Origin of the sequence: Carnobacterium sp. (genome assembly GCF_049673005.1) — a bacterium.
Taxonomy (GTDB): Bacteria; Bacillota; Bacilli; order Lactobacillales; family Carnobacteriaceae; genus Carnobacterium_A.
The window spans coordinates 56,382-82,086 of sequence record NZ_JBATXB010000004.1 but is presented as its reverse complement, the minus strand read 5'-3'; the positions used below and the strand labels follow the sequence as shown (position 1 = coordinate 82,086).

The following is a 25,705-nucleotide window of genomic DNA, read 5'->3' as shown; positions in this document are numbered from 1 at the left end:
TCATTAAAATGACTTGCTAGCGAATAATTATTCACTTTGTTTCTTTTGGTTCGACCCTTGGCCGAACCGCCGTTCACAGTTTATTGTTTTACTTTGTTCAGTTTTCAAAGGTCTAATTTGTTTGCGTTGTCGTTTTGACAACTTCTAAATATTACCAGAAGTTATTTAACTTGTCAACAACAATTTGCAATTTATTTTGGATTTTTATTCATCCAATTAAATAATTTGCATTTTTAATGCATATATATCTTATCACGTTATCTATAAATAAGTCAATAATAATATTTAGTGATTATTCTCTTCAAATATCTTCAATTCCTTATCTAACAACTTATAGTACTTTACAGGGTAAACGAATATTTGTCAATTACTTTTCGTCAGATTTGGACATTTTAAAAAAACAACCTTTCCTTTAAGAATCCACTATCTTAATTTCTTCATTATTCTTACCTAATAATTTAATAAAAAGAAGTGCGAGGCCCTCATACGCAATGAGTCCCCCACACTTCTTTTTATTTTCTTAACGACGAACTTCTTTAATACGAGCTGCTTTACCATGTAATGCACGCAAGTAGTATAATTTAGCACGACGAACTTTACCGAAGCGGATAACTTCGATTAACGCAACACGTGGAGTGTGTAATGGGAATGTACGTTCCACACCAACACCATTAGAGATTTTACGAACAGTATATGTTTCGCTAACTCCAGCTCCACGACGTTTAATTACTACGCCTTCAAATAATTGGATACGTTCTCTAGTACCCTCAACAATTTTAGCGTGAACACGTACAGTATCTCCTGGACGGAAAGCTGGGATATCTTCACGTAATTGTTCATTTGTGATTGATTCAATTAAATTCATGTTTTTTTCTCCTTCCAACAAACATTCATATATCACCATTTGGACACAGCGGAATATCGTTATTTCAGCGGGTTTTACCCACTACTAAATTAGTTTACCATATTCTAAAAAGAGTGTAAAGTAGTTTTACTTAATACATTATAGATTCTCTTCATTTTGTATTTCATCTAACCATTTTTTTTGGTCTTTAGTAAATACTTTCTCTAATAACATATCAGGTCTTCTTAAATAAGTTCGACGTAGCGATTCTTTTTCTTGCCATTCTGCAATTTTTTTGTGATTCCCACTAATTAAAACATCCGGCACTTTCATTCCACGAAATTCTGCTGGCCTTGTATACTGAGGATGCTCTAAAAAACCAGTTGAATGAGAATCTGTTTTAGCAGATTCATCATTGCCTAATGCTTCTGGCAACAAACGGACGGCTGCATCAATAACAACCATCGCACCTAACTCTCCACCAGTTAAAACAAAATCTCCCAATGAAATTTCATCCGTTACCAATTTACGAATTCTCTCATCGTATCCTTCGTAATGACCACAAATAAAAACTAAATGTTTTTCCTCAGATAACTCCTCAGCAAGACTTTGAGTGAAAGGGACACCTGCCGGATCTAACAAAATAACTCTTTTTTTTGTCTCAGGATTTTCAGTTTCAATTGCATCTAACCCACTAAATATTGGCTGAGCAGTTAATAACATACCTGCTCCTCCACCATATGGATAATCATCCACATTACTGTGTTTATTTTCAGAATAATCTCGAAAATTTCTTATTGTTACATCTAATAATTTTTTTTCTATCGCTTTTCCGATAATCGATTCTGTCAAAGGTCCTTCAAACATTCTAGGAAATAAGGTTAAAATATCAACTTTCATTAATCAATTAATCCTTCCATCACATGTATAGTAACTAGTTTGTTTTCTAAATCAACTTTTAATACAATGTCTTCTATATAAGGAATCAGTAAATCTTTACCATTGAGCTGCTTTATCACCCAAACATCATTCGCCCCTGGCGATAATACTTCTGTAACTTTACCCAATTTATTTCCTTCTTCATCCTGTACAGATAAATCAATAATCTGATGTAAATAAAATTCATTTTCCGGTAAATCACCTAGTTGTTCAGCGGTTACTTTTAAAATTCCATCACGATATTTTTCCACATCATTAATGTTAGGATGATTTTCAAAAGATACTATATCAAATGTCTTATGTTTACGGTGACTAGCGACTGTTAGCTCAATCATCTTGTTGCCAGCTTGGTCAAGCAACAACTTGGAACCCTTCTTGTAACGTTTCTCTGGAAAATCCGTTTTTGAAATAACACGGACTTCTCCTTTAATACCTTGAGTATTTACTATTTTACCCACATTATATAATTCAGCCATAGTTTACCTCGATTCTTTTTTGTTTTTATTTGGTTTATTTTTTATTGTACCATATGTTTTTTCTTTTTTACTTTTTCTTTTTAATTAGATCAATACAAATAAAAAAGAAAAAAACCATTTCTTAGAAATGGTTTCTTACTTCAAGAATTTTCGCTATTCTGAATAATTAATCTTACACGTTTAGGTCCTTCGACTTTAACGCTATAGATAATTGTTCGAATAGCTTTTGCTACGCGACCTTTTTTCCCTATTAAACGCCCTATATCATCAGGATGAACAGATAACTGATATTCTAAAAAATCATCTTTTTCAATAATATTAATCATTAGTTTTTCCGGATAACTTACAAGTGGACGAACAATGGTAAGAATTAATTCATTCATGTCAGCCATAGTTCTCATCCTTTTTATTTGCTATTTTTTGAATCATGAAATTTTTTCATAACGCCTTCTTTTGAAAGGATGTTACGTACTGTATCAGATGGTTGCGCACCTTCAGCTAACCATTTCAATACTAATTCTTCATCCAATTTCACTTCAGCTGGGCTAACAACTGGGTTGTATGTGCCTACAGGTTCGATAAAGCGTCCATCACGTGGAGCGCGAGAATCTGCAACTACTATACGATAAAACGGATTTCTTTTAGAACCCATACGTTTCAAGCGGATTTTTACTGCCATATTTATTACACCTCCATTAACTCTCTCTCAATAAGTATATTAACAGGAAAATTCATCGTTGTAAAGTGTTTTTTCTTTACAGTCTTTTTTTATTTTATTTCTATTCCTAATGTTTCTTTTTATTTTTCTTTTTAGCTTTCTTTTTATTCTTACGAACCATAGAATTCATCGCCATTTTACCTATTTTCCCTTTGACGCCTTGACCAAACATTCCATCCATTCCATCAAAATTACCTTTAGTCATTTTACTCATCATCTTTTTTGATTCATTGAATTGTTTAATCATACGATTTACTTCAGCGATTGGTCTTGCTGAACCTCTTGCAATTCTTCTTCTTCTGCTTTGAGATAAAATATCAGGATTTTTCCGTTCGCTAGGGGTCATAGATAAAACAATAGCTTTCATACGAGCCATATCTTTAGGATCTATTTGAAGATTTTCAAGTCCCGGAGCATTGCTCATGCCTGGTATCATTTTTAGAATATCTTCTATCGGACCCATATTACTAACTTGATCCATTTGATCAATGAAATCATTAAAATCAAAACTATTATCTTTTAATTTTTTTGTCATTTCTTCATTTTTCTTCTCATCAAAATCTTGTTGAGCCTTCTCAATCAGAGTGAGCATATCTCCCATACCAAGAATTCGATTTGCCATTCTATCAGGATAGAACGGTTCTAGAGCATCCAATTTTTCTCCTTGTCCAACAAATTTAATTGGCTTTCCGGTAACTGAGCGAATGGAAAGGGCTGCTCCACCTCTAGTATCTCCATCTAACTTCGTTAATATGACACCAGTAATGTCTAACTGTTCATTAAAAGATGCTGCTACGTTAGCTGCTTCTTGTCCTGTCATAGCATCTACCACCAAGAAGATTTCTGTAGGGTTTACAGCTGCTTTAATATCTGTAAGTTCTGTCATAAGTGTCTCGTCTATTTGTAATCGTCCAGCCGTATCAATGATAACAAAATCACGATGATCGTCTTTTGCTTTTTGAATACCTTGCTTAGCAATTTCTACAGGGCTTACTTTGTCTCCCATTGAAAAAACAGGAATATCTAATTGTTCTCCTAGAGTTTCTAATTGTTGAATAGCAGCTGGACGATAAATATCTGCTGCTACCATCATTGGACGTTTATTTTGTGTTTTTCTCAAGTGGTTTACTAACTTACCAGCAGTCGTTGTTTTACCTGCTCCTTGAAGACCCACCATCATAACTACGGTTGGAGATTTTGGAGCCATTTGAATTGTACTTTGTTCACCGCCCATTAAATTTGTTAGTTCTTCACTAACAATCTTTAATATTTGTTGACTAGGAGAGAGACTTTCCAATACTTCTGATCCTATTGCACGTTCACTAACAATTTTAACAAAATCTTTCACTACTTTAAAGTTAACATCTGCCTCAAGTAAAGCCAGTCTAACTTCGCGCATCATCTCTTTTACATCTGCTTCCGATACTTTACCTTTGCGACGCATTTTTGCCATTGCATTTTGTAATCTTTCTGATAATCCTTCAAATGCCATTTAATTCACCATTCCTTTATTCTGCTGATTCTTTTTTTAATTTTTGGATATAATTTTGAACTGTATTATCCGTTGGGTAATGAGTTTTCAAATAATTTGAGAACTCATTAAGTGTTTCTTCTGTTTGATTAAAATTTTCTACTAAATGAAGCTTATCTTCATAATCTGTTAATATTTTCTCTGTTCTCCTAATATTATCATATATAGCTTGCCTGCTCACATCAAAATCTTCTGCAATTTCACCTAGAGAGTAATCATCTGCAAAATAAAGTAACATATATTTTTGTTGCTTTTCAGTAAGTAAAGATCCATAAAAATCGAATAACGCATTCATTCGGTTCGTTCGTTCTATTTCCATTATAACGCTTCCTTTTTTATCAGACCTATTTTCACAGAGAGTCTCATTTATACACTTCTTAAGCGTACTCATTATCCGTTAAATAGTCAATAGTTTTAAGGGGTCTTCTCTATTTTAAAATAGGAAAGACTATTATTTTAAGTAAATAAAAAAGAACCTGTGAAGGTAGCGACCCCAAAAAGTTAGAGTGAAAACTAATTTTTTTTGGGATCAGCACCGAGGTTCTTTTTTATTTATTCTTATAAAAGTTTTCCTTACATGGAATCCTTGATTAAAGCACTGAATAGACCATAAATGTATTCTCCTGGTTCAAACTCTTGCAAGTCATCTACGGCTTCACCTAAGCCGACTAATTTAACAGGTATATCTAATTCTTTGCGTATTGCTAATACAATTCCGCCTTTAGCCGTTCCGTCTAACTTAGTTAAGACAATACCAGTCACATTAGTTGTCTGTTTAAATTGTTTAGCTTGAACCATAGCATTTTGACCAGTCGTTGCATCTAAAACTAATAATACCTCATGAGGTCCATCACTAACTTCTTTTTCAATTACACGCTTCATTTTTTCTAACTCATTCATTAAATTAACTTTGTTTTGTAATCGTCCCGCTGTGTCAACAATTAAAATATCTACATTTTGCTCTTTAGCCTGGCGTACTGCATCAAAAACAACTGCAGCAGGGTCACTACCCGCTTTACCAGTTACGACTTGGGAACCAACTCGTTCGCCCCACACAACTAATTGTTCTATTGCACCTGCTCTAAATGTGTCTCCTGCAGCTAAAAGAACTGTTTTCCCCTCTGATTGGTAGCGTTTAGCCATTTTACCAATTGTAGTTGTTTTACCTACACCATTTACACCTACAACTAAAATTACAGATAAACCATCTTTATTAAAATTAATTTCAGGTTTTTCTGTATTATCTTTTTCATAAATTTCAACCATTTTTTCGATAATAACTTGTTGTACTTCGCCTTGATTTTTAGCATTTTTCAATTTAACTTCTTGACGTAGTGCATCACTAATTTCCATCGACGCTTCATATCCAACATCAGCACCAATCAGAATTTCTTCTAATTCCTCAAAAAAATCTTCATCTACGGTTCTGAAATTAGCAAATAGTTCGTTCATCCGGTCTGAAAAAGATTTACGTGTTTTTTCTAAACCTTTTTCATATTTTTTTGTTACTTCAGTTGTTTCAATCTTTTCTTCCCCAGTAAAAGCTCGTTTTATTTTATCAAAAAAACCCATTATTTTACCCCTTTTCTTTTATATTCTTAATTCGTTAGTATTTATCAGTTTATTTAAGAGCATATTTTTGAATGGCATGGGCAACACCATGGTTGTCATTCGTTTTAGTTATAAACTGAGCTAGTTCTTTTATTTCGGAAGTAGCATTTTCCATCGCTACACCCATTCCTGCATATTCAATCATCGCAAAGTCATTTGCTTCATCGCCAATAGCCATTACTTCATGCGGTTCTATTCCTAATAATTCGCACAGAACTGCAATACCTTTGCCTTTATCCACTTCTTTATTTAACAACTCAAGTAAAGTAGGTCTAGACTTCATCAAGGTGAATTTTTCAAAAAAATATGAAGGTATTTTTTTGATAGCCTCATCTAAAGTTTCTTCCTCATAACAAAATACGACTTTATTTATCGCGGTATCATCAACAAGATCTTCAGGTATCACAGGCACAAAAGGCAATGCTGTCATAATCGTTGCATACAAAGAGTCTCTACCTATCGGGTAGGGTGGTTCATAAACTTTTTCTAAATCAATAAAATTGCAAGGAATATTAACATTTTGGCTTAATTTATAGAGTTCTAAAGTATCTTTTCGTGACAATGTTTTTTGAGATAAAATTTCTCCAGTATCCGTTTTTTGTACTAAACCGCCATTATAAGTAATGCCATAGTCTCCTTGTTCTCTCAAATTCAACTCTTCTAAATACTGAACCATTCCTAAGAGTGGCCTTCCTGTACACAGTACTACTTTTATTCCTTGTTTTTTTGCTTCTTTGATTGCGTTTTTATTTTCATCAGAAATTTCCCGATCTTTCGTTAACAAAGTGCCATCTAAATCAATCGCAATTAGTTTAATCATTAAGTCAGCTCCTCTAACCTATTCTAGCGCATGCATACTCTCTTTTTTTGCTTCTTCCAACCGAACAGATACAATCTTAGAGACACCAGATTCTTGCATCGTTACACCATAAAGAACATCTGCCTCTTCCATCGTACCTTTACGATGTGTAATAACAATAAATTGTGTTTCTCCATCAAAATTTTTCAAGTATTTACCAAAACGTACTACATTAGCTTCATCTAATGCGGCTTCGACCTCGTCTAAAATACAAAATGGCACAGGTCTAACTTGTATAATAGCAAATAATAACGCAATAGCAGTAAAAGCTCTTTCCCCACCTGAGAGTAAACTTAATTGCTGTAATTTTTTACCCGGCGGCTGAGCAATAATTTCAATACCCGTTGTTAATATATCATCCGGATTGGTCAACCGAAGTTCAGCCATGCCTCCACCGAACATTTGTGGAAACACTTTACTGAAACGAAAACGAATAGCATCAAAAGTTTCTGTGAACCGTATAATAACCTCTTCATCCATTTCATTCATTGTTTCGTATAAACTTTCTTTCGCCTCTAACAAATCATCACGTTGCTCTACTAAAAAGGTATATCTACTATAAACGCGATCAAATTCTTCAATTGCGCCTATGTTAACATGACCCAATTCTTGAATAGTTTTCTTAAGTAACTTTACTTTATGTGTTGCATCTTCAATAGATACCGATAGCGCATGCTGTTGTTTAGCAGCTTCAAAACTCAACTTATATTCTTCGTTTAAGTAGGTTAATCTAGTATCCATCGCAACCTCATTTCTATTTAACAAAACATCTATTTTAGTTTTTTGTTCCATTACATAACGCTGTTGATTATTTTTTAAAGTTAAGTTTTGTTCTACTTGATCCAAACGTTCTTGAAGAATTAAGAAGTTTTTCTTGTTTAGAATCAAAGAGTGCTCTAATTTTTCTTTCTTTTCTTTCAACTTTGTTAATTTTTCTATTAGATCATTGTGAGAAAGCTTTTGACTTCCATTCGATTGAGAAGTTTCTTGTATAAATATTTTCAATTCGCCTAACTTTTTTTTATCACTATCTATTTCATTTTCAATACGGTTTTTCTCATTTTTTAAACCGGTCATCTGTTCTTTAAGTGTCGCAGTCTTAGTCATTAATTCTTGAACCGTTTGAAGAGTAGAAGCTTGAAGCTTTTCTCTTTCTTCATTTTGTGAAGACACCATTTCTATTTGGCGTTTTATTTGATCCATTTCGGCTTCAAGAGTCACAGATTCCTCTTTGATGGAACAAAGACGGTATTCATAACTATTTTTTTCTTCTATATCCTCTTGTTCTTCAAATCGGCTACCTTTAAGTTCTCTTTCAAAACGGTTATACTTTTCAAAAATGATTTCATAAGTATTTTTAAATTCTTGTTCTTTTAACCTTTGCTGCTCACCTAATTCTCTTACTTGCTCCAATTTTTCTTCTTCTTTTATTAACTTTTGTTTTAAACTTTGGACTTTTGCTTCTTTAGCTAATAACATTGTTTCCATTTGGATAATTTGGTTAGTTAGCGTCGCTAATTCATTTTTCCTTGAAAATAAACTACTTTGATTCCCTTTTTTATTAGCGCCACCAGTCATAGAGCCACCCGCGTTCATTACGTCACCTTCAAGAGTCACAACGCGGTAACCAAACTGAATCATTTTAGCAATAGCATTAGCAGACTCTAAATCCTTAGCTACAATTGTAGTACCTAATAAATTTTGAATTATCGAGACAATTTCTTCGGGATACTCAATTATTTCATTAGCCATACCAAGAAAACCCGCACTCTTCTTCACTTTTGCTTCAATTGAGAGCGGCAAATGTCTTGGTTTTATGGTAGTTAATGGTAAGAAAGTTGCACGACCAGATTTTTTTTGTTTTAAAAATGCAATAGAGTTGCGTGCACTTCTTTCATCTTTGACAATAATATTTTGTGAAGCAGCACCTAGTGCAATATCAATCGCTATTTCGCTTTCTTTAGGAACTACTATCAACTCAGCGACAGCACCTACCACTCCACCAATTTGTTCTTTTTTCTTTAATATCTCTTTTACCCCTTGATAAAAACCGGTATAATCATCTGTTAATTCTTGTAAACTTTCCTTTTTTGCTTTAGCTTGTTGAACAACTTTTAAAGCATCAAACATTTTTTTATTTTCATTTTCGAGAATGACACGGCTACTTTGAATCGATGTTTGTTGTTCTTGGTAGTGCAGTATTTTCTCTGCTATTTCTTGCTGAATTAATTTCATTTCTATCGTTGTCTTTTTTAATTTGATTTCAGCTTGTTTTTTTTCTGAATCTAAACCAGAAATTCTAGCATTGTTTTTTAGTTGTTTTTGAGAAACTTGATTAAGATTTTTAGTTAAATAATTTTGTTCATTTCTTAGACTTGTTTGATTTTGCATTAAATCAATGTAATTATTTCTTAACTGTTCAATCGTTTCTTTGCTATTTAATGCTAATATCTGTCGTTCTTTTTCTGCCATTTTTAATTTATTTTCCACTAGTAGTTGTTGTTCTTTTTTTTCAGTAATTTTTAGGTTTAATTGATTCAATTTTTCTGATAACTGTTTAATTTGTTTTTCAGCTTGTTGATACTGTAGCTCATACTGTTTTTTATTTATTATTGTGTGTTTGGATCTTTCGTTTAAAACCTGCTTTTTTCCTTCTAGCTGTTCATAGGATTGTATAGTCTCCATTAAATAAATTTGTTCTTGTTCAATTAAATCAGATTGTTCTTTTTTTTCTTTTTTAAGATCCACTAATTCTTTTTCTAACTTATTACTAGTTTCTTGCATTTCTTTTAGTTGTTGGTCAAATGAAGCAAATCCTTTCATATGCTTCTCTGTCTGTTTTTTAAGTTCCTCAATTTCCACAACTGTTAAAGCAATTTCCACATCACTAAGCTGTTCTTTTTGCATTAAATAATCTTTGGCAATGCTACTTTGTATTTTTAATGGCTCGATTTGACTATCTAGCTCATGAATAATATCTTGAACTCGACTTAAATTATCTTCTGTTTCAACTAATTTTAGCTCCGCCTTTTTTTTACGTGTTTTATATTTAAAAACACCTGCAGCCTCTTCAAATATAGATCTTCGATCCTCAGGCTTACTATTAAAAATAGTCTCTACTTTTCCTTGGGAAATTATTGAAAATGATTCTTTACCTAAACCTGAGTCCATAAATAACTCCACAATATCTTTCAATCTACATGCTTGTTTATTTAGATAAAACTCACTATCTCCATTTCGATTTAAGCGTCTCGTAATATTAATTTCTGAAAAATCTAAAGGTAAAAAATGATCTTCATTTTCTAAGACCAATGTTACTTCTGCAAAATTTAATTGTTTCCGTGTGCTTGTTCCCGAAAAAATAATGTCATTCATTTTTCCTCCACGCAGACTTTTAGCAGATTGTTCTCCTAGAACCCAACGAATAGCTTCGGTGATGTTGCTTTTCCCACTACCATTAGGCCCAACAACTGCTGTTACTCCTTCATGGAAATCAATGGTTGTTTTTTCCGCAAAGGACTTAAAACCAGCGATTTCAATTCTTTTTAATTGCACAACCAATTGTCCCCTTTCTTAGATAATATATTAATTAAGGATAAGCTAAACATTCTAGCTTATCCTTAATTAATATTATTTTCCTTGTAAAATCAACAATGCATTTTCTGCTGCAACTTGCTCAGCTGCTTTTTTTGTTCGACCTTGTCCTTGACCCAAAAGCTGTCCCTCAGCACTTACTTCAACTACAAAAGCTTTCTGGTGTGCGGGTCCAATTTCTTCAACTAATTGGTAATCAATAGTTATCTCACCTTTTTTTTGTAAATACTCTTGTAAATTTGTTTTGTGATCCATCACATGTGAGAAAGCACCGGATTGTATTTTTGGAAAAATAGTCTGGTTTAAAAATTCCAGTACTTTAGCAATTCCTTGATCCAAATATAAAGCACCAATAAAAGATTCAAATAAATCACAAAGTAATGCTGGTCTTTTTCTGCCATCCATTCGTTCTTCGCCTTTGCCTAAACGGATATAGCGATCAAAGCCGCATTCTTTAGCAAATAAACTCAAGCTCGCCTCACAGACAATCCTTGCTCTTAACTTAGTTAAGTGGCCTTCTGGAAGTGTTGGGTAATGTTCAAATAAGTATCTTGAAATAATTAATTCTAACACTGCATCACCCAAAAACTCAATTCGTTCATTATCTTTTAAATTTTGGTTCCTGTGCTCATTCACATATGATGAATGCGTGAATGCTTCTTCTAAATAGTCGGTATTATTAAATCTAATGTTAAATTTACCTTTAAGTTCGTTTAAAAATAACTCATTCATTCTTTTTCTCCCTTCAATCAAACTTCTCAAATCACTACTAGTATACTGTTTTTTTTTGTAAAAATAAATAGATTCATTTTTAATACTTAAACTTAATAGTTGTTTTTTGTTATACTCTCCATACAAACTAAACTAGTAAAAAAACCTTCGGTAAAAGAACTAATTCTTTACCAAAGATTTTCTAAATCATTATTAGTTTAAATTTATATTTATATACTTTACTGCATCTCCAACAGAAGAGATATTTTCTGCATCATCATCAGAAATCTCAGTCCCAAAGACATCTTCTAGTTCCATAACTAACTCAACAATGTCAAGTGAGTCTGCTCCTAGATCATCTTTAAACGTCATTTCTTCAGTAACCTTTTCTTCATCAATTCCAAATCGTTCAACGATTATTTTTTTTATTTTTTCAAAAGTCTCATTTTGTGACAATCCTTACACCTCCTGTTTTTACTTTTCTAATATGCTTTTTTAAGTATCAGACAGTTTTATTTTACAGATAGTTAAAGATAAAGTCTAGCTTTATTATATTTCACTCTATAAAACAAATTATTTTTACTTAGATTCAAAATGAGAAACAAGGTCATCAATAACTTTTGAAGCTAGCATTTCATGAATTTGTTTAATCGTAAAATACACTGCTTCTTTTTCTGTAGAACCATGCGTCTTAACAACAGGTGCTTTAATTCCAAATAATACGGAACCACCGTGTTTCGAATAGTCTAAAACATCTTTCATTTCAGTTAAACTATCTTTTAATAAAAGACCACCTAACTTTGCTTTTACTCCATTATCGTAAACAGCTGATTTTAACAACGTCATCATTGACATCGCTGTTCCTTCGATTGTTTTCAAAACTGCATTCCCTGTAAAACCATCTGTTACAACAACATCTGCAACTCCATTTAAAATATCCCTCGCTTCAACATTTCCTATGAAATGAATCATTGGTTCATCTTTTAAAAGTTGGAATGCACGTTTAGTAAGATCGTTTCCTTTATTTTCTTCCGTTCCATTATTTAATAAACCAACAGTTGGTTTTTCAATTCCTTGTACTAATTTAGCATATTCACTTCCTAAAACAGCATACTGATGCAAGTTTTCTGGCTTTGAATCTGCATTAGCACCAACATCCATTAAATTAAATCCTTTTCCAGATTTTGTAATAACTGGTAATGTCACTAATAATCCTGGTCGATCAATCCCTTTAATGCGCCCAATAATCAATAATCCAGCCGTTAACAAAGCTCCTGTATTTCCAGCTGAGAAAAGAGCATCCGCTTCTTTATTTTTAACAGCTTGTGCTGCCAATACCATGGAAGCATTCTTTTTACGACGGATTGCTCTAATTGGATCATCCTCACTATCGATTTTTTCATCTGTATGAACAATTTTGATGTTATCTTCATTTGATAAGTAAGGTTTAATCATTCCTTCATTTCCATATAAAATAAATTCCATATCTTTAAACTCATTAGCCGCGAGTACAACACCCTCAACTATTGCTCTAGGCGCATTATCTCCACCCATTGCATCTACTGCAATTCTCACACTTTATTCCTCCTTATTCACGTGTTAACTCTTTTTATGATTCTACATAATAAACCAAATCGTATTCGTTAATTAAAATGATGTTCTGATGACTTCTCCATATCTAGTAATTGTCGCAGTTGAAAATACTTTTCATTGAGCATAAAATCAGGATCATTAATTAATTCTGTTGCTTCTTGCCTAGCTGCTTCTAGTGCACCAAAATCACCAATAATATCTCCTACTTTAAAATCAGGTAGCCCAGATTGTTTTGATCCAAATAGATCTCCTGCTCCTCTCAATTCTAAATCTTTTTCACTTAAAACAAAACCATCAACTGTTTCAGTCATTATCTTCATTCGTTCAATACCAGTTTCACTTTTAGGATTTGCTACTAAAATACAATAAGACTCTTTATGCCCTCGCCCAACACGACCCCTTAGCTGATGCAACTGGGATAGCCCAAAACGATCTGCGTCATATATCACCATGGTTGTAGCATTTGGTACGTTTACTCCCACTTCAATGACAGTTGTAGAAACTAAAATATCTAGTTTGTTTTCTTTAAATTGATGCATAATTTGTTCTTTTTCCGTTGGCTTCATTTTCCCATGTAACAATCCTACGTTATAACGTGATGCGTAATATGCTGAAAGTTTTTCATAAATATCTGTTGCGTTTTTAACATCTAAACTTTCAGACTCTTCTATTAATGGACAGATGACATATGCTTGTGACCCTACTTTTAATTGCCGTTCAATAAATTCTAAAGTCAATTCAAAGTTTTTCGGTCTAGTCCAAGTTGTTTCAATCGGAATCCGCCCAGCAGGCAATTCATCAATAATAGATACATCCATTTCTCCATATGTTGTAATGGCTAATGTTCTTGGGATAGGCGTTGCGGTCATAAATAAAACATCTGGTTCTTTGCCTTTATCACGTAATATTTTTCTTTGATTTACTCCAAAACGATGTTGTTCATCCGTGATGACTAGTCCCAATTGGGAGAAATAAACGTCTTTTTGAATTAATGCATGAGTTCCAATAACAACATCCAAAAGACCATTTGCTAATTCTTCTAAAATCACTTTACGTTCTTTTGTTTTTGTTGAACCAGTCAATAACGCCATACGTACATCTAAAGGATCGAACAATTCGCTTAAACTTTCCATATGCTGTTCTGCTAGAATTTCAGTAGGAACCATCAATGCAGATTGAACATTTGCATTTGAAGCAGCAAACAAAGCTATCGCAGCTACAATTGTTTTTCCGCTTCCTACATCTCCTTGTAGTAATCTATGCATGTGCATCGGCTCTTTTAAATCAGTGCAAATTTCATTTACAACTCTCTTTTGTGCTGTAGTCAACTCAAAAGGTAGAGAACTAATAAACCGTCTTAACTCTTTCACATCATACTTTATTTGTAATCCATAACCGGCCGCTTTTTGCTTTTTTCTCAAACTTTGAAGTTTTAATTGGTATAAAAAGAATTCTTCAAATACAATTTCTCTTCTAGCTTGTTTTGATTGCTCTTGTGAAGTTGGAAAGTGCATCCCATATACTGCTTCACTATGGGAGACAAGTCGATATTTTTTTTTCAAGTCACTAGGAACATTTTCCGGAATAAGTTTATAATACTCCGGATATGCTTTTTTTACTAAATCAAAAATAGTCTTTTGTTTTATGGATTTATTTGCTTTGTAGATAGATTCAAAACTATTCGTTTGATCAGAGGAACTAGTTCCTAGTAGTTTAATACCTGTTAAGCTTTTTCGCTTAGCATCCCACTTTCCAAAAACTGCTAATTCTTCACCTGCAATGATTTTACTTTTTAAATAAGATTGATTAAAAAATGTTATTGCTATCACAGCATGATCAACAACTAAACGGAAAGATAACCTGTTTTTTTTTGGTCCGAAGCGACTGATAACAGCTTCAGAGACAACGTTCCCTTTTAAGGTTACTTTTTCTTGATCTTCTATTTCTAACAAATTCTTTTCTTTAATATCTTCGTAACGAAAAGGAAAATGGGAGAGCAAATCTAAAATTGTGAAAATGCCCAACTGATTTAACGCTTCTTGACGTTTATGTCCAACCGATGGAAGAACTGATACTGGATCATAGATAGTTTTTCCCATAGTAGTTCAACCTTAAATTAGGTTGTTCATCCCCCTTTCATTACCTTTTCACTGAAATTTAAAACATTTTTAAAAAATAGACAACAATAGTAAAAATAAGATACTATTTTTATTATTGTTGTCTATTTTATTTAAATTACTCTACGGATAATAAATAAGGATACACTGGTTGTTGCCCTTCATGAATTTCAACTTCAACCTCTTGAAACTCTTCACTAATTTCATCAGCAATTTCTTTTGCTTCATCCATACTTCCATCTTCACCTAATAAAATGGTAACAATTTCACTTTCATCAGTGATCATTGCTCTAAGAGTTTCTAATACGACTTCTTTACGATTTAGTTTAGAAACTTTAATCTTTCCATCGACAATTCCCATGTAATCATCTTTTTTAATACTAATACCTTCGATTTCTGTATCGCGAACTGCATTAGTAATTTGGCCACTTATAACATTTTCTAATTCAATGCTCATATCTTTTTTATTTGTTTCTAAATCATTCAGCTCATTAAAGGCTAACATTGCTGTCATACCTTGAGAAACTGTTTTACTTGGAATAACAGCTACAGGTAACTCACTAACTTCAGCAGCTTGATCGGCAGCCATAAATATATTTTTGTTGTTTGGTAAAATAATATATTTTTCAGCGTTAATAGAATCAATGGCTTTTAATATATCTTCTGTACTAGGATTCATCGTTTGTCCACCGCTAATAACATAATCTACACCTAAACTTTTGAATAAATTCTGTACACCTTCACCAGCAGCAACAGCTATAACGCCATAGGGTGTTTTTTTGCTAGGTGCTTTGGACAGCGCAGGTTTTTCATTCACTAGGATTGTCTCATGTTGTTCACGCATGTTATCAACTTTAATTTTCACAAGTGATCCAAATTCTTGTCCATAGTTCATCACATCTCCAGGATGTTCTGTGTGGACATGAACTTTAACAATTTCATCATCAGAAACAACCAAGAGAGAATCTCCAATTTCATTCAAATGATTACGAAAAACATCGTAGTCAAAATCTTGTTTAACCGTTTCACCGTCACCAATTTTAACCATAATCTCAGTACAATAACCAAATTTAATATCTTCAGTAGCAATATGATTAGAAACGCTACGATGATGCTCTGCATTTACCATATCATTCATTTGTTGTGAAGAAGGGCGATACTCTTCGTCCTCGTTTATTTTACCAGATAAAACTTCTAAAAATCCCTCATAGATAAATAGGAGACCTTGCCCACCGCTATCTACTACTCCAACTTCTTTTAAAACAGCTAAAAGATCTGGTGTCCTAGCTAAAGATTTTTTTGCTTCACGAACAATAGCATCCATTACCACAACAACATCATCAGTTGTTTTAGCTTGCTTTTCGCCAGCTTTTGCTGATTCGCGTGCAACAGTTAAAATAGTTCCTTCGACAGGTTTCATTACAGCTTTATACGCTGTTTGAACTCCATTAGTAAATGCTGCTGCAAATTCTTTAGCTGTCAAAGTTTCTTTATTCTCGATAGATTTTCCAAAACCTCTAAACAGTTGAGACAAAATGACCCCAGAGTTTCCACGAGCTCCCATTAATAATCCTTTTGATAAAGCCGCAGCAAGTTCATTCATTTTGTTTGTATCAACATTCTCAATTGCTTTAACTCCGCTTGCTAATGATAAATTCATATTTGTTCCGGTATCTCCATCTGGAACGGGAAAAACATTTAATGAGTTAACATATTCTGCATTAGTGTCTAGACGCTTAGCTCCAATTGCAACCATATTGCGGAATTGTTTCCCTTCTAACTTTGTAACATTCACCACTATATCCTCCTTCATCACTTCTAACCAAAGTGACTACGACAATTTCTTTTTTTTAATCTTTTAGAACGCGAACTCCCTGTACGTAAACATTCACTGCTTTAGCAGAAATATCTAACATTGTTTCTAAATCATATTTAACTTTTTCCTGTACGTTACGACTTACCTCAGAAATTTTTGTTCCATAACTAACAACAATATAAACGTCAACTATTACGCCGTTATCTTCTTGACGTACAATTACACCACGCGAATAATTTTCTTTTTTAAGTATATCATTTAAATTATCACGAATTTGGTTTTTGCTTGCCATACCAACAATCCCAAAAATTTCAGTTGCTGCCCCTCCGACTACAGTTGCAATCACTTCGTTTGAAATATCAATAACACCGAATTGTGTTTTTATTTTAACTGCCATGGTAAAAATCCTCCTTTTGGCTAGTTAGCCATGAATTACTACTCCATATTTTATCATAGCTTGTCCAATATTAAAAGGTTTATGGGGAAAACTCGCTGTTCTCTAATAGAAATAACCCATTTTTATTTTTATTAGTCTAAATTTAATTTTATCCGTTATAAATTCTATTAGTATTTTAGCTTATTTACGCTGTCAAGTAAAATTCCTTGAAAGAAAAATGTTGCATATATTGTCTAATTATGATAAATTATGAAAGTATGAGTGTATAGATTGAAGCCTTGCTTCGAGATATCGGCAAAGGAGGAAAGAATAATGGCTAAAGTATGTGTTATTACAGGACGTAAAGCAAAAAGCGGAAACAACCGCTCTCACGCTATGAACAAAACAAAACGTACATGGGGTGCTAACTTACAAAAAGTTCGCATTTTAGTTGATGGAAAACCTAAAAAAGTTTGGGTTTCTACTCGCGCTCTTAAATCTGGTAAAGTTGAACGCGTTTAAACAAAAAAAATAAAGCTGAGACTTTTGTCTCAGCTTTATTTTTTTTAGTCTTTACTTTGTATAACCGCCATTAAACCAGTTTCAAAAGAAAATTCGGCTGTTTCATCTATAAATTCATTGCTCGCTAACGAATACGGGTACATAATTTTTTCATCAGTTAATTCATACTTTACATTCGTTAGGGTTAATTTATCAACAGGTGTTAAACAAATAAAAGCCACATACTTTTTATCTTTTTCTTTTTTGATTTCATAAGAACCAGGCGTAAAGTAAGTCATACTATTTTTATTATCAACTATTTTAATTTTAGAAATATGAGGCTGAAAAGTTGGATGGAAAACAAGCCACAGATTATTTAGTAGATGATCCAATCTTCCACCAGTAGCGCCATATAACGTTACTATTTGAGGAGTAAATTCTTGAAAGGCTACTTTAACAGCTAATTCTGTATCTGTTTCATCTTTTTCAGCAGGAAATTGGCGGACATCTTTCACTTCATTTTTCAACATTTTTAATTCTTCTGAAGTAATTGAATCAAAATCACCTAGTGCTATAGCAGGTTTAACCCCACTATCTAATAACCTTATAGCTCCTCTATCAACACCAATCCAAATTAGATCTGTATTCGATTTAATTTGAGTCTCTAGCAAATAATTTTCTGGTCCACCAACCATTATTGCAATATTAGTCATCTTAACGCACAGCGTCTTTTAAAGACATTAATCGCTCAATCGGATTGTTAGCATCATAAATATATGAGCCTGCAACAAAAACATTTGCACCTGCATCCTTACATATCTTAGCAGTTTCAGGCGAAATCCCGCCGTCTACTTCAATTTCATAGTTATACCCTTTGTCTTCTTTCAAAGAGTTTAGTAAGGTAATTTTAGAGACTGTTTCCTTAATAAAACTTTGACCGCCAAATCCAGGATTAACCGTCATAACTAAAACCATATCGACTTCACTTAAAACTGGCAAAATAGAATCTACTGCTGTTCCCGGGTTAATCACAACACCAGCTTTAACACCGTGATGTTTAATTAATTGAATGGCACGATGAATATGATGGGTGCTCTCTACATGAACTGTGATAATATCTGCTCCTGCTTTTGCGAAATCTTCAATATAATTTTCAGGATTCTCAATCATTAAATGACAATCTAAGGGTAACTTAGTTATCGGTCGAATTGCAGAAACGATATTGGCTCCAAATGTTAAATTTGGAACAAAATGTCCATCCATAACATCTACATGTATGTAATCTGCTCCTCCTCCTTCAACTAAACGTATATCTCTTTCTAAATTAGCAAAATCTGCGCTCAAAATAGACGGTGAAATTTTCATATACATTCCTCACTTTTCTTTTTTATTGTATTTAGGTTTTCTATTCTCAATTTCATCAAGATACTGTAAATAATGTTTGTAACGATAAGGTTGAATCTTACCTTCTGCAACCTCTTTTTGGACTTGACAACCAGGTTCGTTGCGGTGCATACAGCTTCTAAAACGGCAAAGATCTTGTACTTCAACAAACTCTGTAAACAATTCAGGCAATTCTTCGGTTTCAATCTCTAAAAAATCGATTGAACTAAACCCTGGTGTATCCGCTACTAGTCCATCAAATAAAGGGATTAGTTCAACATGACGGGTCGTATGTTTTCCACGACCTAATGCTGAAGAAATAATCCCAGTTTTTAAATCTAATTCAGGAGCTATCTGATTTAATAAGGTAGATTTTCCAGCACCCGATTGACCCATAAAAACAGTTAGTTTGTTAGGGAAGTAACCTACGAGTTCTTTTATCGCTGCTTGGTTCGTTTTTGTTTCTGGAAGAATAACTGGGTAACCTATTTCCTCATATTGTTGTTTTAAAATAGTTACTTCCTTCAATTGATTTTCAGTCAGCAAATCTATTTTTGTGATATAAATAAGAGCTTGAATAGCTTTGCTTTCCAGCGTTACTAAAAATCGATCTAATAAATTAGTAGAAAAATTAGGCTCAATTGCTGACATAATGATTATTCCCAAATCAACATTGGCAACTGCCGGACGAACTAACTCATTTTTACGTGAAAGTAATTCCTTAAGAATTCCATCCGTTTTCGTACTGCTTTCAAATTCTACATAATCACCAACCATTGGAGTTAATTTACGCTTTCTAAAATTACCTCTCCCACGAGTTTGATAAGTTTCTCCTTCATAATAAACATAATAAAACCCACTCAAAGCTTTTCTTATTTGTCCTTTTGGCAAATCGCATCTCCTTTATATTTTTATAGTTATTTTCCAACTAGAACAACTAGTTCTTTTATATGTATTTTAACACCAAAAAACCTGAAAGACTAGTTTATGTCTTTCAGATTTTTTAGTGTTATAGATGAAGTGTTTTTTTACGGCGATACTTCCTCTTCTTGAATGGTTTCACCATCTCTAACAACTTTATATCTTCCTTTTTCACCTTCTTGTAAAATAAACGTTAATTCAATTTCAGTATCTTCCGAAATTTCAAATTGTTGGAAAACTGTCCCTAACTTATGTTCCTGATCTTCCATGTAAATAGTAACAGAATTAGGAATAAGTTGTTCTCCGTTACTCTCATTAGTACTTTCAGGTAAGTCTTCTTCAAGTTCTTCATAAGATATTTGAATTGTTTCTTTCACCGTTTTAAGTGGGATATCTTCCGGTCCTTGTGAAATAACCACAGAAATATCTGCTCCTACATATAAGATTGTGCCCGTTGCTGGCTCTTGTGAAATAACTTGTCCATCAGCTACTTCATTTGAATATTCTTTTGTTATTGTAACATTTAAACCATTATCTGCTACATAATCTTTGACGCCTTTTTCAGAATAGCCACTTAAATCACGCATTTCGAATCCAGCTTTTCCTGTGCTAACGGTAAACGTAACCGTAGTGTCTTCAGGAATAACTTCTTCATTTTCGTTAATATTTTGTGAAATGATTAAACCAGGCTCAACCGTATCGCTGCTTTCATCTTTTCGCTCAATAGTAAAATCTTGCTTATTTAATTCCGCCTCAACCTCTTCATATGACTCACCTGTATAATCTAAAAATTCAACTGTTTTTTTCCCAGAACTTACCACAACATTTATAAGTGTGTTTTCCTTTACACTTAAACCAGCTTTAGGATCTGATTTTATAATATTTCCTTCTTTAACATCACTGTTTGCCTCTTCTGAAATTTCTCCAAGAAGCAACTTATTTTCAGATAAAACTTTTGTTGCTTCGTTTTCAGTCATATCTGTTATGTCTGGAACGCTAACATCTTTTGGAGCACTATTGGCTATTAAAAAAAACACGACTATACTCAATAAGAATAAACCTAATAAAACTAGTAAGGCTTTTTTCTTTTTAGTTTTTTTAGTTTTTACCTTCGCTAATTTCTCATTGTTTTCTAGTTGTTTACTTTTTGAAGATTTTTTTTCTTTAGCTGTTTCTACTTCTTTTGAAGAAGCCGCACCAAGGGGTATAGGTTCTAAAATTTTTGTAGTTTCCATCATGCTAGCCGGGCTATATTTCAGCTCATCTCTTCGTTCTACTGATAATGCAGTAGCCAAATCATGTTGCATTTCATAAACTGTTTTATATCTATCTGCGACCTCTTTAGCTGTTGCTTTTAAAACAACGTTTTCTAATGCTTGTGGAATACGCTGATCATAACTTTTAACAGAAGGAACAGTTTCTTGAAAATGTTTCAAAGCTATTGAAACAGCTGACTCTCCGTCAAATGGAACATGTCCAGTTAGCAATTCATATAAGATAATACCCAGCGAATAAATATCAGATTGATTGGTTGCCATTCCACCACGCGCTTGCTCAGGTGATAGATAATGCACTGAACCTAACAGCGAATTAGTTTGAGTAATAGACGTTTGAGAGAGGGCAACCGCTATTCCAAAATCGGTTATCTTAGCTACTCCAGATTCATCTATTAAAATATTTTGTGGTTTTAAGTCACGATGAATAATTCTACTATGATGGGCAGCAGCTACTGCAGATAAAACTTGGTCCATAATATTAGTTACTTTTTGATAAGGAATTGGGAAGTTCGCATGAATGTATTTTTTTAAATCCATACCTTTAACATACTCCATTACAATATACTGATTATTATCTTCTTCACCAATGTCATACACACTTACAATATTAGGATGAACTAGCTCAGTTGCGGCAAGAGCTTCACGTTTAAATCTTCTAATCGTGTCTTGATCATCACGAAAATCATAACGTAAGACTTTTACAGCTACGTCTCGATCTAATATTAAATCATGGGCTAAGTACACATGTGCCATCCCGCCGCCACCAACAGTGCCGGTTATTTTGTAACGGCCATTTAATTTTCTGCCTATTTCCAATTTATTTGCCCTCCTTTCCTTTAAGTGGGTCAATCAACATTACGGTTATATTATCATACCCTCCACGTGCATTTGCTAAAGACACCAAACTTGAAACTTTTTCTTCGATACTTTTCTCAGTTATACTCACTATCTTTGTTATCTCTCTATCGTTAACCATATTAGTCAATCCATCCGAGCAAAGTAAAAGATAATCCCCTTCTAAAACAGGAACTGTTATAATATCTACTTCTACTTTTTTTGAAACACCTAAAGAACGTGTTAAGATATTTTTTTGAGGGTGCTTCAAAGCTGCTTCAGTTGTTATTTCTCCACTCTTTAACAGCTCATTAACTAATGAGTGATCGTCAGTTACTTGTTTTAGATTTCCACTCATAAATTGGTAGGCTCTACTATCGCCAACATTTGCAATAATAAAAACATTATTAACTAATATAGCTGCTACAAGAGTTGTCCCCATTCCTTCTAAATCAGGGTACTGAGTAGACTTTTCAACAATCCGCTCATTCTCTTTATTAATACGCTTTTGTATCCATTCTATAATAGACTCTACATCAGTTAACTTATTCTTTTTCCAAGCATTGCCTAAATGTGAAACCGCCATTTCACTTGCAACATCTCCAGCTTTATGACCGCCCATTCCATCACATAATACAGCTAACAAAATACCCTGTTCATTATTAAAATATCCTGCAAAGTCTTGATTATTTTTTCTTTTCTTTCCAATATCACTTTGAAAAAAAATATGCATTGCTACACCTCATCCAATCATAAAAGTCATTATCTCTTAGTTGATTTTTTTCTTAAACAACTGATAAAAAATCCATCTGTCCCAAAATCTTGTGGGAAAATTTGCATTAAATTATCTTGGATTGTTTCATTTAAAACGTCATTTACACTAACAGGTACTTTTTCAAAATTAGGGTGCGCCTTTAAAAATGCATCTACGGTACCTTGATTTTCTTCTTTGGTAATTGTACAAGTACTATACACTAATAGTCCCTCTTCTTTTAACTTTGGTGCTACACTTGATAAAATATCTAACTGAATTTTTTTTAATTGAGCAATATCTTGAGCTTTTTTTGTGTATTTAATATCTGGCTTTCTTCTCATTAATCCTAAACCTGAACAGGGTGCATCTACTAATATACGATCGAAACTTTCATCTTCAAAAGCTTCTTCAACTTTTCTAGCATCCATTGTTCTGCCTTCAACGACTTTTTCTACACGCAACCGTTTAGCATTATCTTCGATTAGTTTTACTTTATGGGGGTGTAAATCTAGAGCAACTACTTTCCCTCCTGCTTCTTCGGAAAGGTATGAAGCAATATGAGTTGTTTTACCTCCAGGAGCAGCACAAGCATCTAATACTTGATGATGAGCCTCTATTTGCATAGCTGGAGCTACTAACATAGATGATTCATCTTGAATCGTTAATTGACCAGATTGGAATAAAGGTGATGAGGCAAAATGGCCCCCTTTACTAATTATACCTACCGGTGAAATCGGACTTTGTTCTACATCAAATCCTTCTTCTGCCATTGCTTCTAAGGCTTCTTTTACGGATAAATATTTTTCATTGATACGAGCACTAGAATGACTAGGTTTTAAAATAGATTCGCCTAATTTCTTCGTATTATTTATACCAATCTCATCAATAAATTTTTCTACTAACCACTTTGGCATACTAATTTCAATACTTAATCTTTCTACTGGATCCTTTATTTCATCAATCGATTTGAAACCTTTACGTTCTGCATTTCTTAAAACTCCATTAATAAATTTGCTTACTCCAATATGTCCTTTTTTCTTCGCTATTTCTACAGCTTCAAATAAAATTGCATGAGAGGGAATTTTATCTAAATAGATCATTTGATAAATAGATAAACGCAATAAATTGCGAACCCAAACATCAATTTTTTGATTTTCTTTTAAAAAAGAAGATAAATAATAATCTAAAGTTAACTTGTGTTGCAATACTCCATAAACTAATTCTGTTAATAATCGAGCATCCGCTGGAGATAAATTATTCTTTTGAATGGTTTCATTGAGTAATAAATTTGAATATGAGTTATCTTTTTCTGTTTTTTCTAAAATAGACATGGCTAAATAACGACTAGTCTTTTTCGTATTGCGTTTTTGACTGTTTTTCTTTGTTTCAATTTCATCTTTTTTAGTTCCCATTTTTCCCTACCATTTCTCCAACGATTAATTGGCTTCCTATTCCACTTAAATAAGATTTTGTTGTCATTCTGCTTTTTCCAGCAGGTTGAAGTTCATTAATTTGTATAACCGAATTATTGCCACAAGACACAAAAAAAGCATCTTTTTCTATTTTAATAATAACTCCTGGACTCTTATTTGTTTTTTCATTCGTAGGTGTCGTATCCCAAATCTTTAACCGACTATCATTGACAAACGTATAAGCACCAGGCCAAGGACGCATACCACGGACTTGACAGTCAATTTCTACTGCTTCTTTAGCCCAATCAATAATTTCTTCTTCCGGTTTAATGTTGGGTGAGAATGTTACTTTCTGTTCATCTTGCAAAATCGGTTTGATATGACCAGCTAATAATTCTGGTAAAGTATCAATTAACAATTCTTTTCCTAATGAGCTTAAGCGCTCAAACAAAGTTCCTACGTCGTCTTTTTCTGTAATGGCTAAAGAACGCTGAGATAAAATTGCTCCAGCATCCATTTTTTTCTCCATGTACATAATGGTTACACCTGTTTCTTTTTCACCATTAATTAAAGCATAATGGACAGGCGCTCCTCCTCGGTATTTAGGTAATAAAGAAGCATGGACATTAATGGCTCCGTATTTTGGTACGCTTAATAATTTTTGTGGTAAAAATTGTCCAAACGCTGCTGTAATAAGTAAATCTGGTTTCATTTCTATTATTTTAGCCATTTCCTCAGATCCCGTTATTTTCTCCGGTTGTAAAACCAGTAGACCATGCTTGAGAGCCGCTTTTTTTACAGGCGTTTCTGTCATAATTTTCTTTCTACCGACTGGTCTATCAGGTTGTGTTACAACAGCTAGTACTTCATATTTTTCGGCAATTAATGCCTCTAATATTGGGACAGAAAATGCCGGTGTCCCCATAAAAACTATTTTTGTCATGTTATATTCTCCTCCATATAGGCTTCTAAGTCCTCAGGTTTAATTTTTTGAATAATCCTGTCTGTAAATAACTTTCCATCGAGGTGTTCTAGCTCATGTTGAAACACACGCGCTAAATAGTCTTCTGCTTCAACTTCATAAGCATCGCCTTCTCTATCAAAGTATTGAACAATAATCTTTTCTGCCCGTTCAACTGTACCGTAGATTTCTGGAAAACTTAAGCATCCCTCGACATCAATCGTTTTACCCGTTGATTTTATGATTTTAGGATTTATCATTTCAAATAACCCAGTTTCTTCATCAACTTCTACTAAGGCTATTCTAAGTGATTGGTTTACTTGTGGTGCTGCGATTCCTATTCCATCTCCATCTATCATCGTTTCATACATATCATCCATTAATTGAATAATCTCATCTGTTATATCCACCACTTCTTTAGTAGGAGTGGTTAGTATCGGATTAGGGTGTTTTATGATTGGTAATAAAGACATTATT

General features: G+C 33.3%; 25 protein-coding genes. 1 reads left to right on the top strand and 24 read right to left on the bottom strand.

Annotated features, from left to right (window positions below; translation table 11 throughout):
• Window positions 1–520 precede the first annotated feature (520 nt).
• The 16 genes from rplS to WBF61_RS00595 all read right to left on the bottom strand — a co-directional run bounded on the left by rplS (window position 521) and on the right by WBF61_RS00595 (window position 17,206).
• Window positions 521–865, bottom strand: coding sequence for a 50S ribosomal protein L19 (gene rplS / locus WBF61_RS00670; protein WP_085560109.1), 345 nt, complete (start codon window positions 863–865; stop codon window positions 521–523).
• A 138-nt stretch (window positions 866–1,003) separates the two neighbouring features.
• The gene (gene trmD, locus WBF61_RS00665) at window positions 1,004–1,744 is read right to left on the bottom strand and encodes a tRNA (guanosine(37)-N1)-methyltransferase TrmD (protein ID WP_424253014.1); all 741 of its coding nucleotides are present in this window, start codon (window positions 1,742–1,744) and stop codon (window positions 1,004–1,006) included.
• Window positions 1,744–2,259 carry a ribosome maturation factor RimM gene (gene rimM, locus WBF61_RS00660; protein WP_424253012.1) on the bottom strand — a complete coding sequence of 172 codons (516 nt, stop codon included), beginning with the start codon at window positions 2,257–2,259 and terminating at the stop codon, window positions 1,744–1,746. Before rimM ends, trmD begins: the two co-directional genes overlap by 1 nt.
• A gap of 140 nt (window positions 2,260–2,399) precedes the next feature.
• Window positions 2,400–2,651, bottom strand: a complete 252-nt coding sequence (locus WBF61_RS00655) for a KH domain-containing protein (RefSeq protein ID WP_424253010.1) — start codon at window positions 2,649–2,651, stop codon at window positions 2,400–2,402.
• A gap of 14 nt (window positions 2,652–2,665) precedes the next feature.
• Window positions 2,666–2,938, bottom strand: a complete 273-nt coding sequence (gene rpsP / locus WBF61_RS00650) for a 30S ribosomal protein S16 (RefSeq protein WP_085560114.1) — start codon at window positions 2,936–2,938, stop codon at window positions 2,666–2,668.
• A 106-nt stretch (window positions 2,939–3,044) separates the two neighbouring features.
• Window positions 3,045–4,469 carry a signal recognition particle protein gene (gene ffh / locus WBF61_RS00645; protein ID WP_424253008.1) on the bottom strand — a complete coding sequence of 475 codons (1,425 nt, stop codon included), beginning with the start codon at window positions 4,467–4,469 and terminating at the stop codon, window positions 3,045–3,047.
• 16 nt (window positions 4,470–4,485) lie between these two features.
• Window positions 4,486–4,827 carry a putative DNA-binding protein gene (locus tag WBF61_RS00640; RefSeq protein ID WP_424253006.1) on the bottom strand — a complete coding sequence of 114 codons (342 nt, stop codon included), beginning with the start codon at window positions 4,825–4,827 and terminating at the stop codon, window positions 4,486–4,488.
• Window positions 4,828–5,081: 254 nt separating this feature from the next.
• Window positions 5,082–6,080, bottom strand: coding sequence for a signal recognition particle-docking protein FtsY (ftsY, locus tag WBF61_RS00635; RefSeq protein WP_424253004.1), 999 nt, complete (start codon window positions 6,078–6,080; stop codon window positions 5,082–5,084).
• A gap of 49 nt (window positions 6,081–6,129) precedes the next feature.
• Complete coding sequence (gene yidA, locus WBF61_RS00630; RefSeq protein WP_424253003.1) at window positions 6,130–6,939, bottom strand: sugar-phosphatase; 810 nt, start codon at window positions 6,937–6,939, stop codon at window positions 6,130–6,132.
• A gap of 18 nt (window positions 6,940–6,957) precedes the next feature.
• A complete protein-coding gene (gene smc, locus WBF61_RS00625) occupies window positions 6,958–10,533 on the bottom strand; it encodes a chromosome segregation protein SMC (protein WP_424253001.1) in 3,576 nt (1,191 codons plus the stop codon).
• Window positions 10,534–10,608: 75 nt separating this feature from the next.
• The gene (gene rnc / locus WBF61_RS00620) at window positions 10,609–11,304 is read right to left on the bottom strand and encodes a ribonuclease III (RefSeq protein WP_424252999.1); all 696 of its coding nucleotides are present in this window, start codon (window positions 11,302–11,304) and stop codon (window positions 10,609–10,611) included.
• Between the two features lie 192 nt (window positions 11,305–11,496).
• Window positions 11,497–11,739 (bottom strand): acyl carrier protein, encoded by a 243-nt coding sequence (locus tag WBF61_RS00615; protein ID WP_424252997.1) that lies wholly within the window; start codon window positions 11,737–11,739, stop codon window positions 11,497–11,499.
• Between the two features lie 123 nt (window positions 11,740–11,862).
• The gene (plsX, locus tag WBF61_RS00610) at window positions 11,863–12,858 is read right to left on the bottom strand and encodes a phosphate acyltransferase PlsX (protein ID WP_424252995.1); all 996 of its coding nucleotides are present in this window, start codon (window positions 12,856–12,858) and stop codon (window positions 11,863–11,865) included.
• 68 nt (window positions 12,859–12,926) lie between these two features.
• Window positions 12,927–14,975, bottom strand: coding sequence for an ATP-dependent DNA helicase RecG (gene recG, locus WBF61_RS00605; protein WP_424252993.1), 2,049 nt, complete (start codon window positions 14,973–14,975; stop codon window positions 12,927–12,929).
• Between the two features lie 136 nt (window positions 14,976–15,111).
• Window positions 15,112–16,788 carry a DAK2 domain-containing protein gene (locus tag WBF61_RS00600; RefSeq protein ID WP_424252992.1) on the bottom strand — a complete coding sequence of 559 codons (1,677 nt, stop codon included), beginning with the start codon at window positions 16,786–16,788 and terminating at the stop codon, window positions 15,112–15,114.
• Between the two features lie 55 nt (window positions 16,789–16,843).
• Window positions 16,844–17,206 carry an Asp23/Gls24 family envelope stress response protein gene (locus tag WBF61_RS00595; RefSeq protein WP_424252990.1) on the bottom strand — a complete coding sequence of 121 codons (363 nt, stop codon included), beginning with the start codon at window positions 17,204–17,206 and terminating at the stop codon, window positions 16,844–16,846.
• A gap of 312 nt (window positions 17,207–17,518) precedes the next feature.
• Between WBF61_RS00595 and rpmB the strand changes: the two genes are divergently transcribed.
• Window positions 17,519–17,707, top strand: coding sequence for a 50S ribosomal protein L28 (rpmB, locus tag WBF61_RS00590; protein WP_424252988.1), 189 nt, complete (start codon window positions 17,519–17,521; stop codon window positions 17,705–17,707).
• A 44-nt stretch (window positions 17,708–17,751) separates the two neighbouring features.
• Here rpmB and WBF61_RS00585 read toward each other — a convergent pair whose 3' ends face one another.
• From WBF61_RS00585 to def, 8 genes are all read right to left on the bottom strand, one after another.
• Window positions 17,752–18,399: a thiamine diphosphokinase gene (locus WBF61_RS00585; protein WP_424252986.1), complete on the bottom strand. Its 648-nt coding sequence runs from the start codon at window positions 18,397–18,399 to the stop codon at window positions 17,752–17,754.
• Between the two features lies 1 nt (window position 18,400).
• Window positions 18,401–19,051, bottom strand: coding sequence for a ribulose-phosphate 3-epimerase (rpe, locus tag WBF61_RS00580; protein ID WP_424252984.1), 651 nt, complete (start codon window positions 19,049–19,051; stop codon window positions 18,401–18,403).
• A 9-nt stretch (window positions 19,052–19,060) separates the two neighbouring features.
• Window positions 19,061–19,960 (bottom strand): ribosome small subunit-dependent GTPase A, encoded by a 900-nt coding sequence (gene rsgA, locus WBF61_RS00575; protein ID WP_424252983.1) that lies wholly within the window; start codon window positions 19,958–19,960, stop codon window positions 19,061–19,063.
• A gap of 137 nt (window positions 19,961–20,097) precedes the next feature.
• Window positions 20,098–22,083 carry a Stk1 family PASTA domain-containing Ser/Thr kinase gene (gene pknB, locus WBF61_RS00570; RefSeq protein ID WP_424252981.1) on the bottom strand — a complete coding sequence of 662 codons (1,986 nt, stop codon included), beginning with the start codon at window positions 22,081–22,083 and terminating at the stop codon, window positions 20,098–20,100.
• A gap of 1 nt (window position 22,084) precedes the next feature.
• Window positions 22,085–22,834, bottom strand: a complete 750-nt coding sequence (locus tag WBF61_RS00565) for a Stp1/IreP family PP2C-type Ser/Thr phosphatase (RefSeq protein WP_424252980.1) — start codon at window positions 22,832–22,834, stop codon at window positions 22,085–22,087.
• Between the two features lie 29 nt (window positions 22,835–22,863).
• Entirely contained in the window at window positions 22,864–24,267 is a 1,404-nt protein-coding gene (gene rsmB, locus WBF61_RS00560) for a 16S rRNA (cytosine(967)-C(5))-methyltransferase RsmB (protein WP_424252978.1), read from the bottom strand.
• On the bottom strand, window positions 24,257–25,210 hold the full coding sequence (gene fmt / locus WBF61_RS00555) for a methionyl-tRNA formyltransferase (RefSeq protein ID WP_424252977.1): 954 nt from the start codon (window positions 25,208–25,210) through the stop codon (window positions 24,257–24,259). The genes rsmB and fmt overlap by 11 nt, the downstream gene beginning before the upstream one ends.
• Window positions 25,207–25,701 (bottom strand): peptide deformylase, encoded by a 495-nt coding sequence (def, locus tag WBF61_RS00550; protein WP_424252976.1) that lies wholly within the window; start codon window positions 25,699–25,701, stop codon window positions 25,207–25,209. The genes fmt and def overlap by 4 nt, the downstream gene beginning before the upstream one ends.
• Window positions 25,702–25,705 lie beyond the last annotated feature (4 nt).

Excerpts from the sequence above, each read along its gene's own strand:
- rsmB (WP_424252978.1), bottom strand. The coding sequence starts at position 24,267 with ATGGGAACTAAAAAAGATGAAATTGAAACAAAGAAAAACAGTCAAAAA.
- ffh (WP_424253008.1), bottom strand. The coding sequence starts at position 4,469 with ATGGCATTTGAAGGATTATCAGAAAGATTACAAAATGCAATGGCAAAA.
- WBF61_RS00595 (WP_424252990.1), bottom strand. The coding sequence starts at position 17,206 with ATGGCAGTTAAAATAAAAACACAATTCGGTGTTATTGATATTTCAAAC.
- fmt (WP_424252977.1), bottom strand. The coding sequence starts at position 25,210 with ATGACAAAAATAGTTTTTATGGGGACACCGGCATTTTCTGTCCCAATA.
- rpmB (WP_424252988.1), top strand. The coding sequence starts at position 17,519 with ATGGCTAAAGTATGTGTTATTACAGGACGTAAAGCAAAAAGCGGAAAC.
- rpe (WP_424252984.1), bottom strand. The coding sequence starts at position 19,051 with ATGAAAATTTCACCGTCTATTTTGAGCGCAGATTTTGCTAATTTAGAA.
- WBF61_RS00565 (WP_424252980.1), bottom strand. The coding sequence starts at position 22,834 with ATGCATATTTTTTTTCAAAGTGATATTGGAAAGAAAAGAAAAAATAAT.
- rnc (WP_424252999.1), bottom strand. The coding sequence starts at position 11,304 with ATGAATGAGTTATTTTTAAACGAACTTAAAGGTAAATTTAACATTAGA.
- def (WP_424252976.1), bottom strand. The coding sequence starts at position 25,701 with ATGTCTTTATTACCAATCATAAAACACCCTAATCCGATACTAACCACT.
- ftsY (WP_424253004.1), bottom strand. The coding sequence starts at position 6,080 with ATGGGTTTTTTTGATAAAATAAAACGAGCTTTTACTGGGGAAGAAAAG.
- yidA (WP_424253003.1), bottom strand. The coding sequence starts at position 6,939 with ATGATTAAACTAATTGCGATTGATTTAGATGGCACTTTGTTAACGAAA.
- trmD (WP_424253014.1), bottom strand. The coding sequence starts at position 1,744 with ATGAAAGTTGATATTTTAACCTTATTTCCTAGAATGTTTGAAGGACCT.
- WBF61_RS00640 (WP_424253006.1), bottom strand. The coding sequence starts at position 4,827 with ATGGAAATAGAACGAACGAACCGAATGAATGCGTTATTCGATTTTTAT.
- WBF61_RS00585 (WP_424252986.1), bottom strand. The coding sequence starts at position 18,399 with ATGACTAATATTGCAATAATGGTTGGTGGACCAGAAAATTATTTGCTA.
- recG (WP_424252993.1), bottom strand. The coding sequence starts at position 14,975 with ATGGGAAAAACTATCTATGATCCAGTATCAGTTCTTCCATCGGTTGGA.
- WBF61_RS00655 (WP_424253010.1), bottom strand. The coding sequence starts at position 2,651 with ATGGCTGACATGAATGAATTAATTCTTACCATTGTTCGTCCACTTGTA.
- rimM (WP_424253012.1), bottom strand. The coding sequence starts at position 2,259 with ATGGCTGAATTATATAATGTGGGTAAAATAGTAAATACTCAAGGTATT.
- rplS (WP_085560109.1), bottom strand. The coding sequence starts at position 865 with ATGAATTTAATTGAATCAATCACAAATGAACAATTACGTGAAGATATC.
- rpsP (WP_085560114.1), bottom strand. The coding sequence starts at position 2,938 with ATGGCAGTAAAAATCCGCTTGAAACGTATGGGTTCTAAAAGAAATCCG.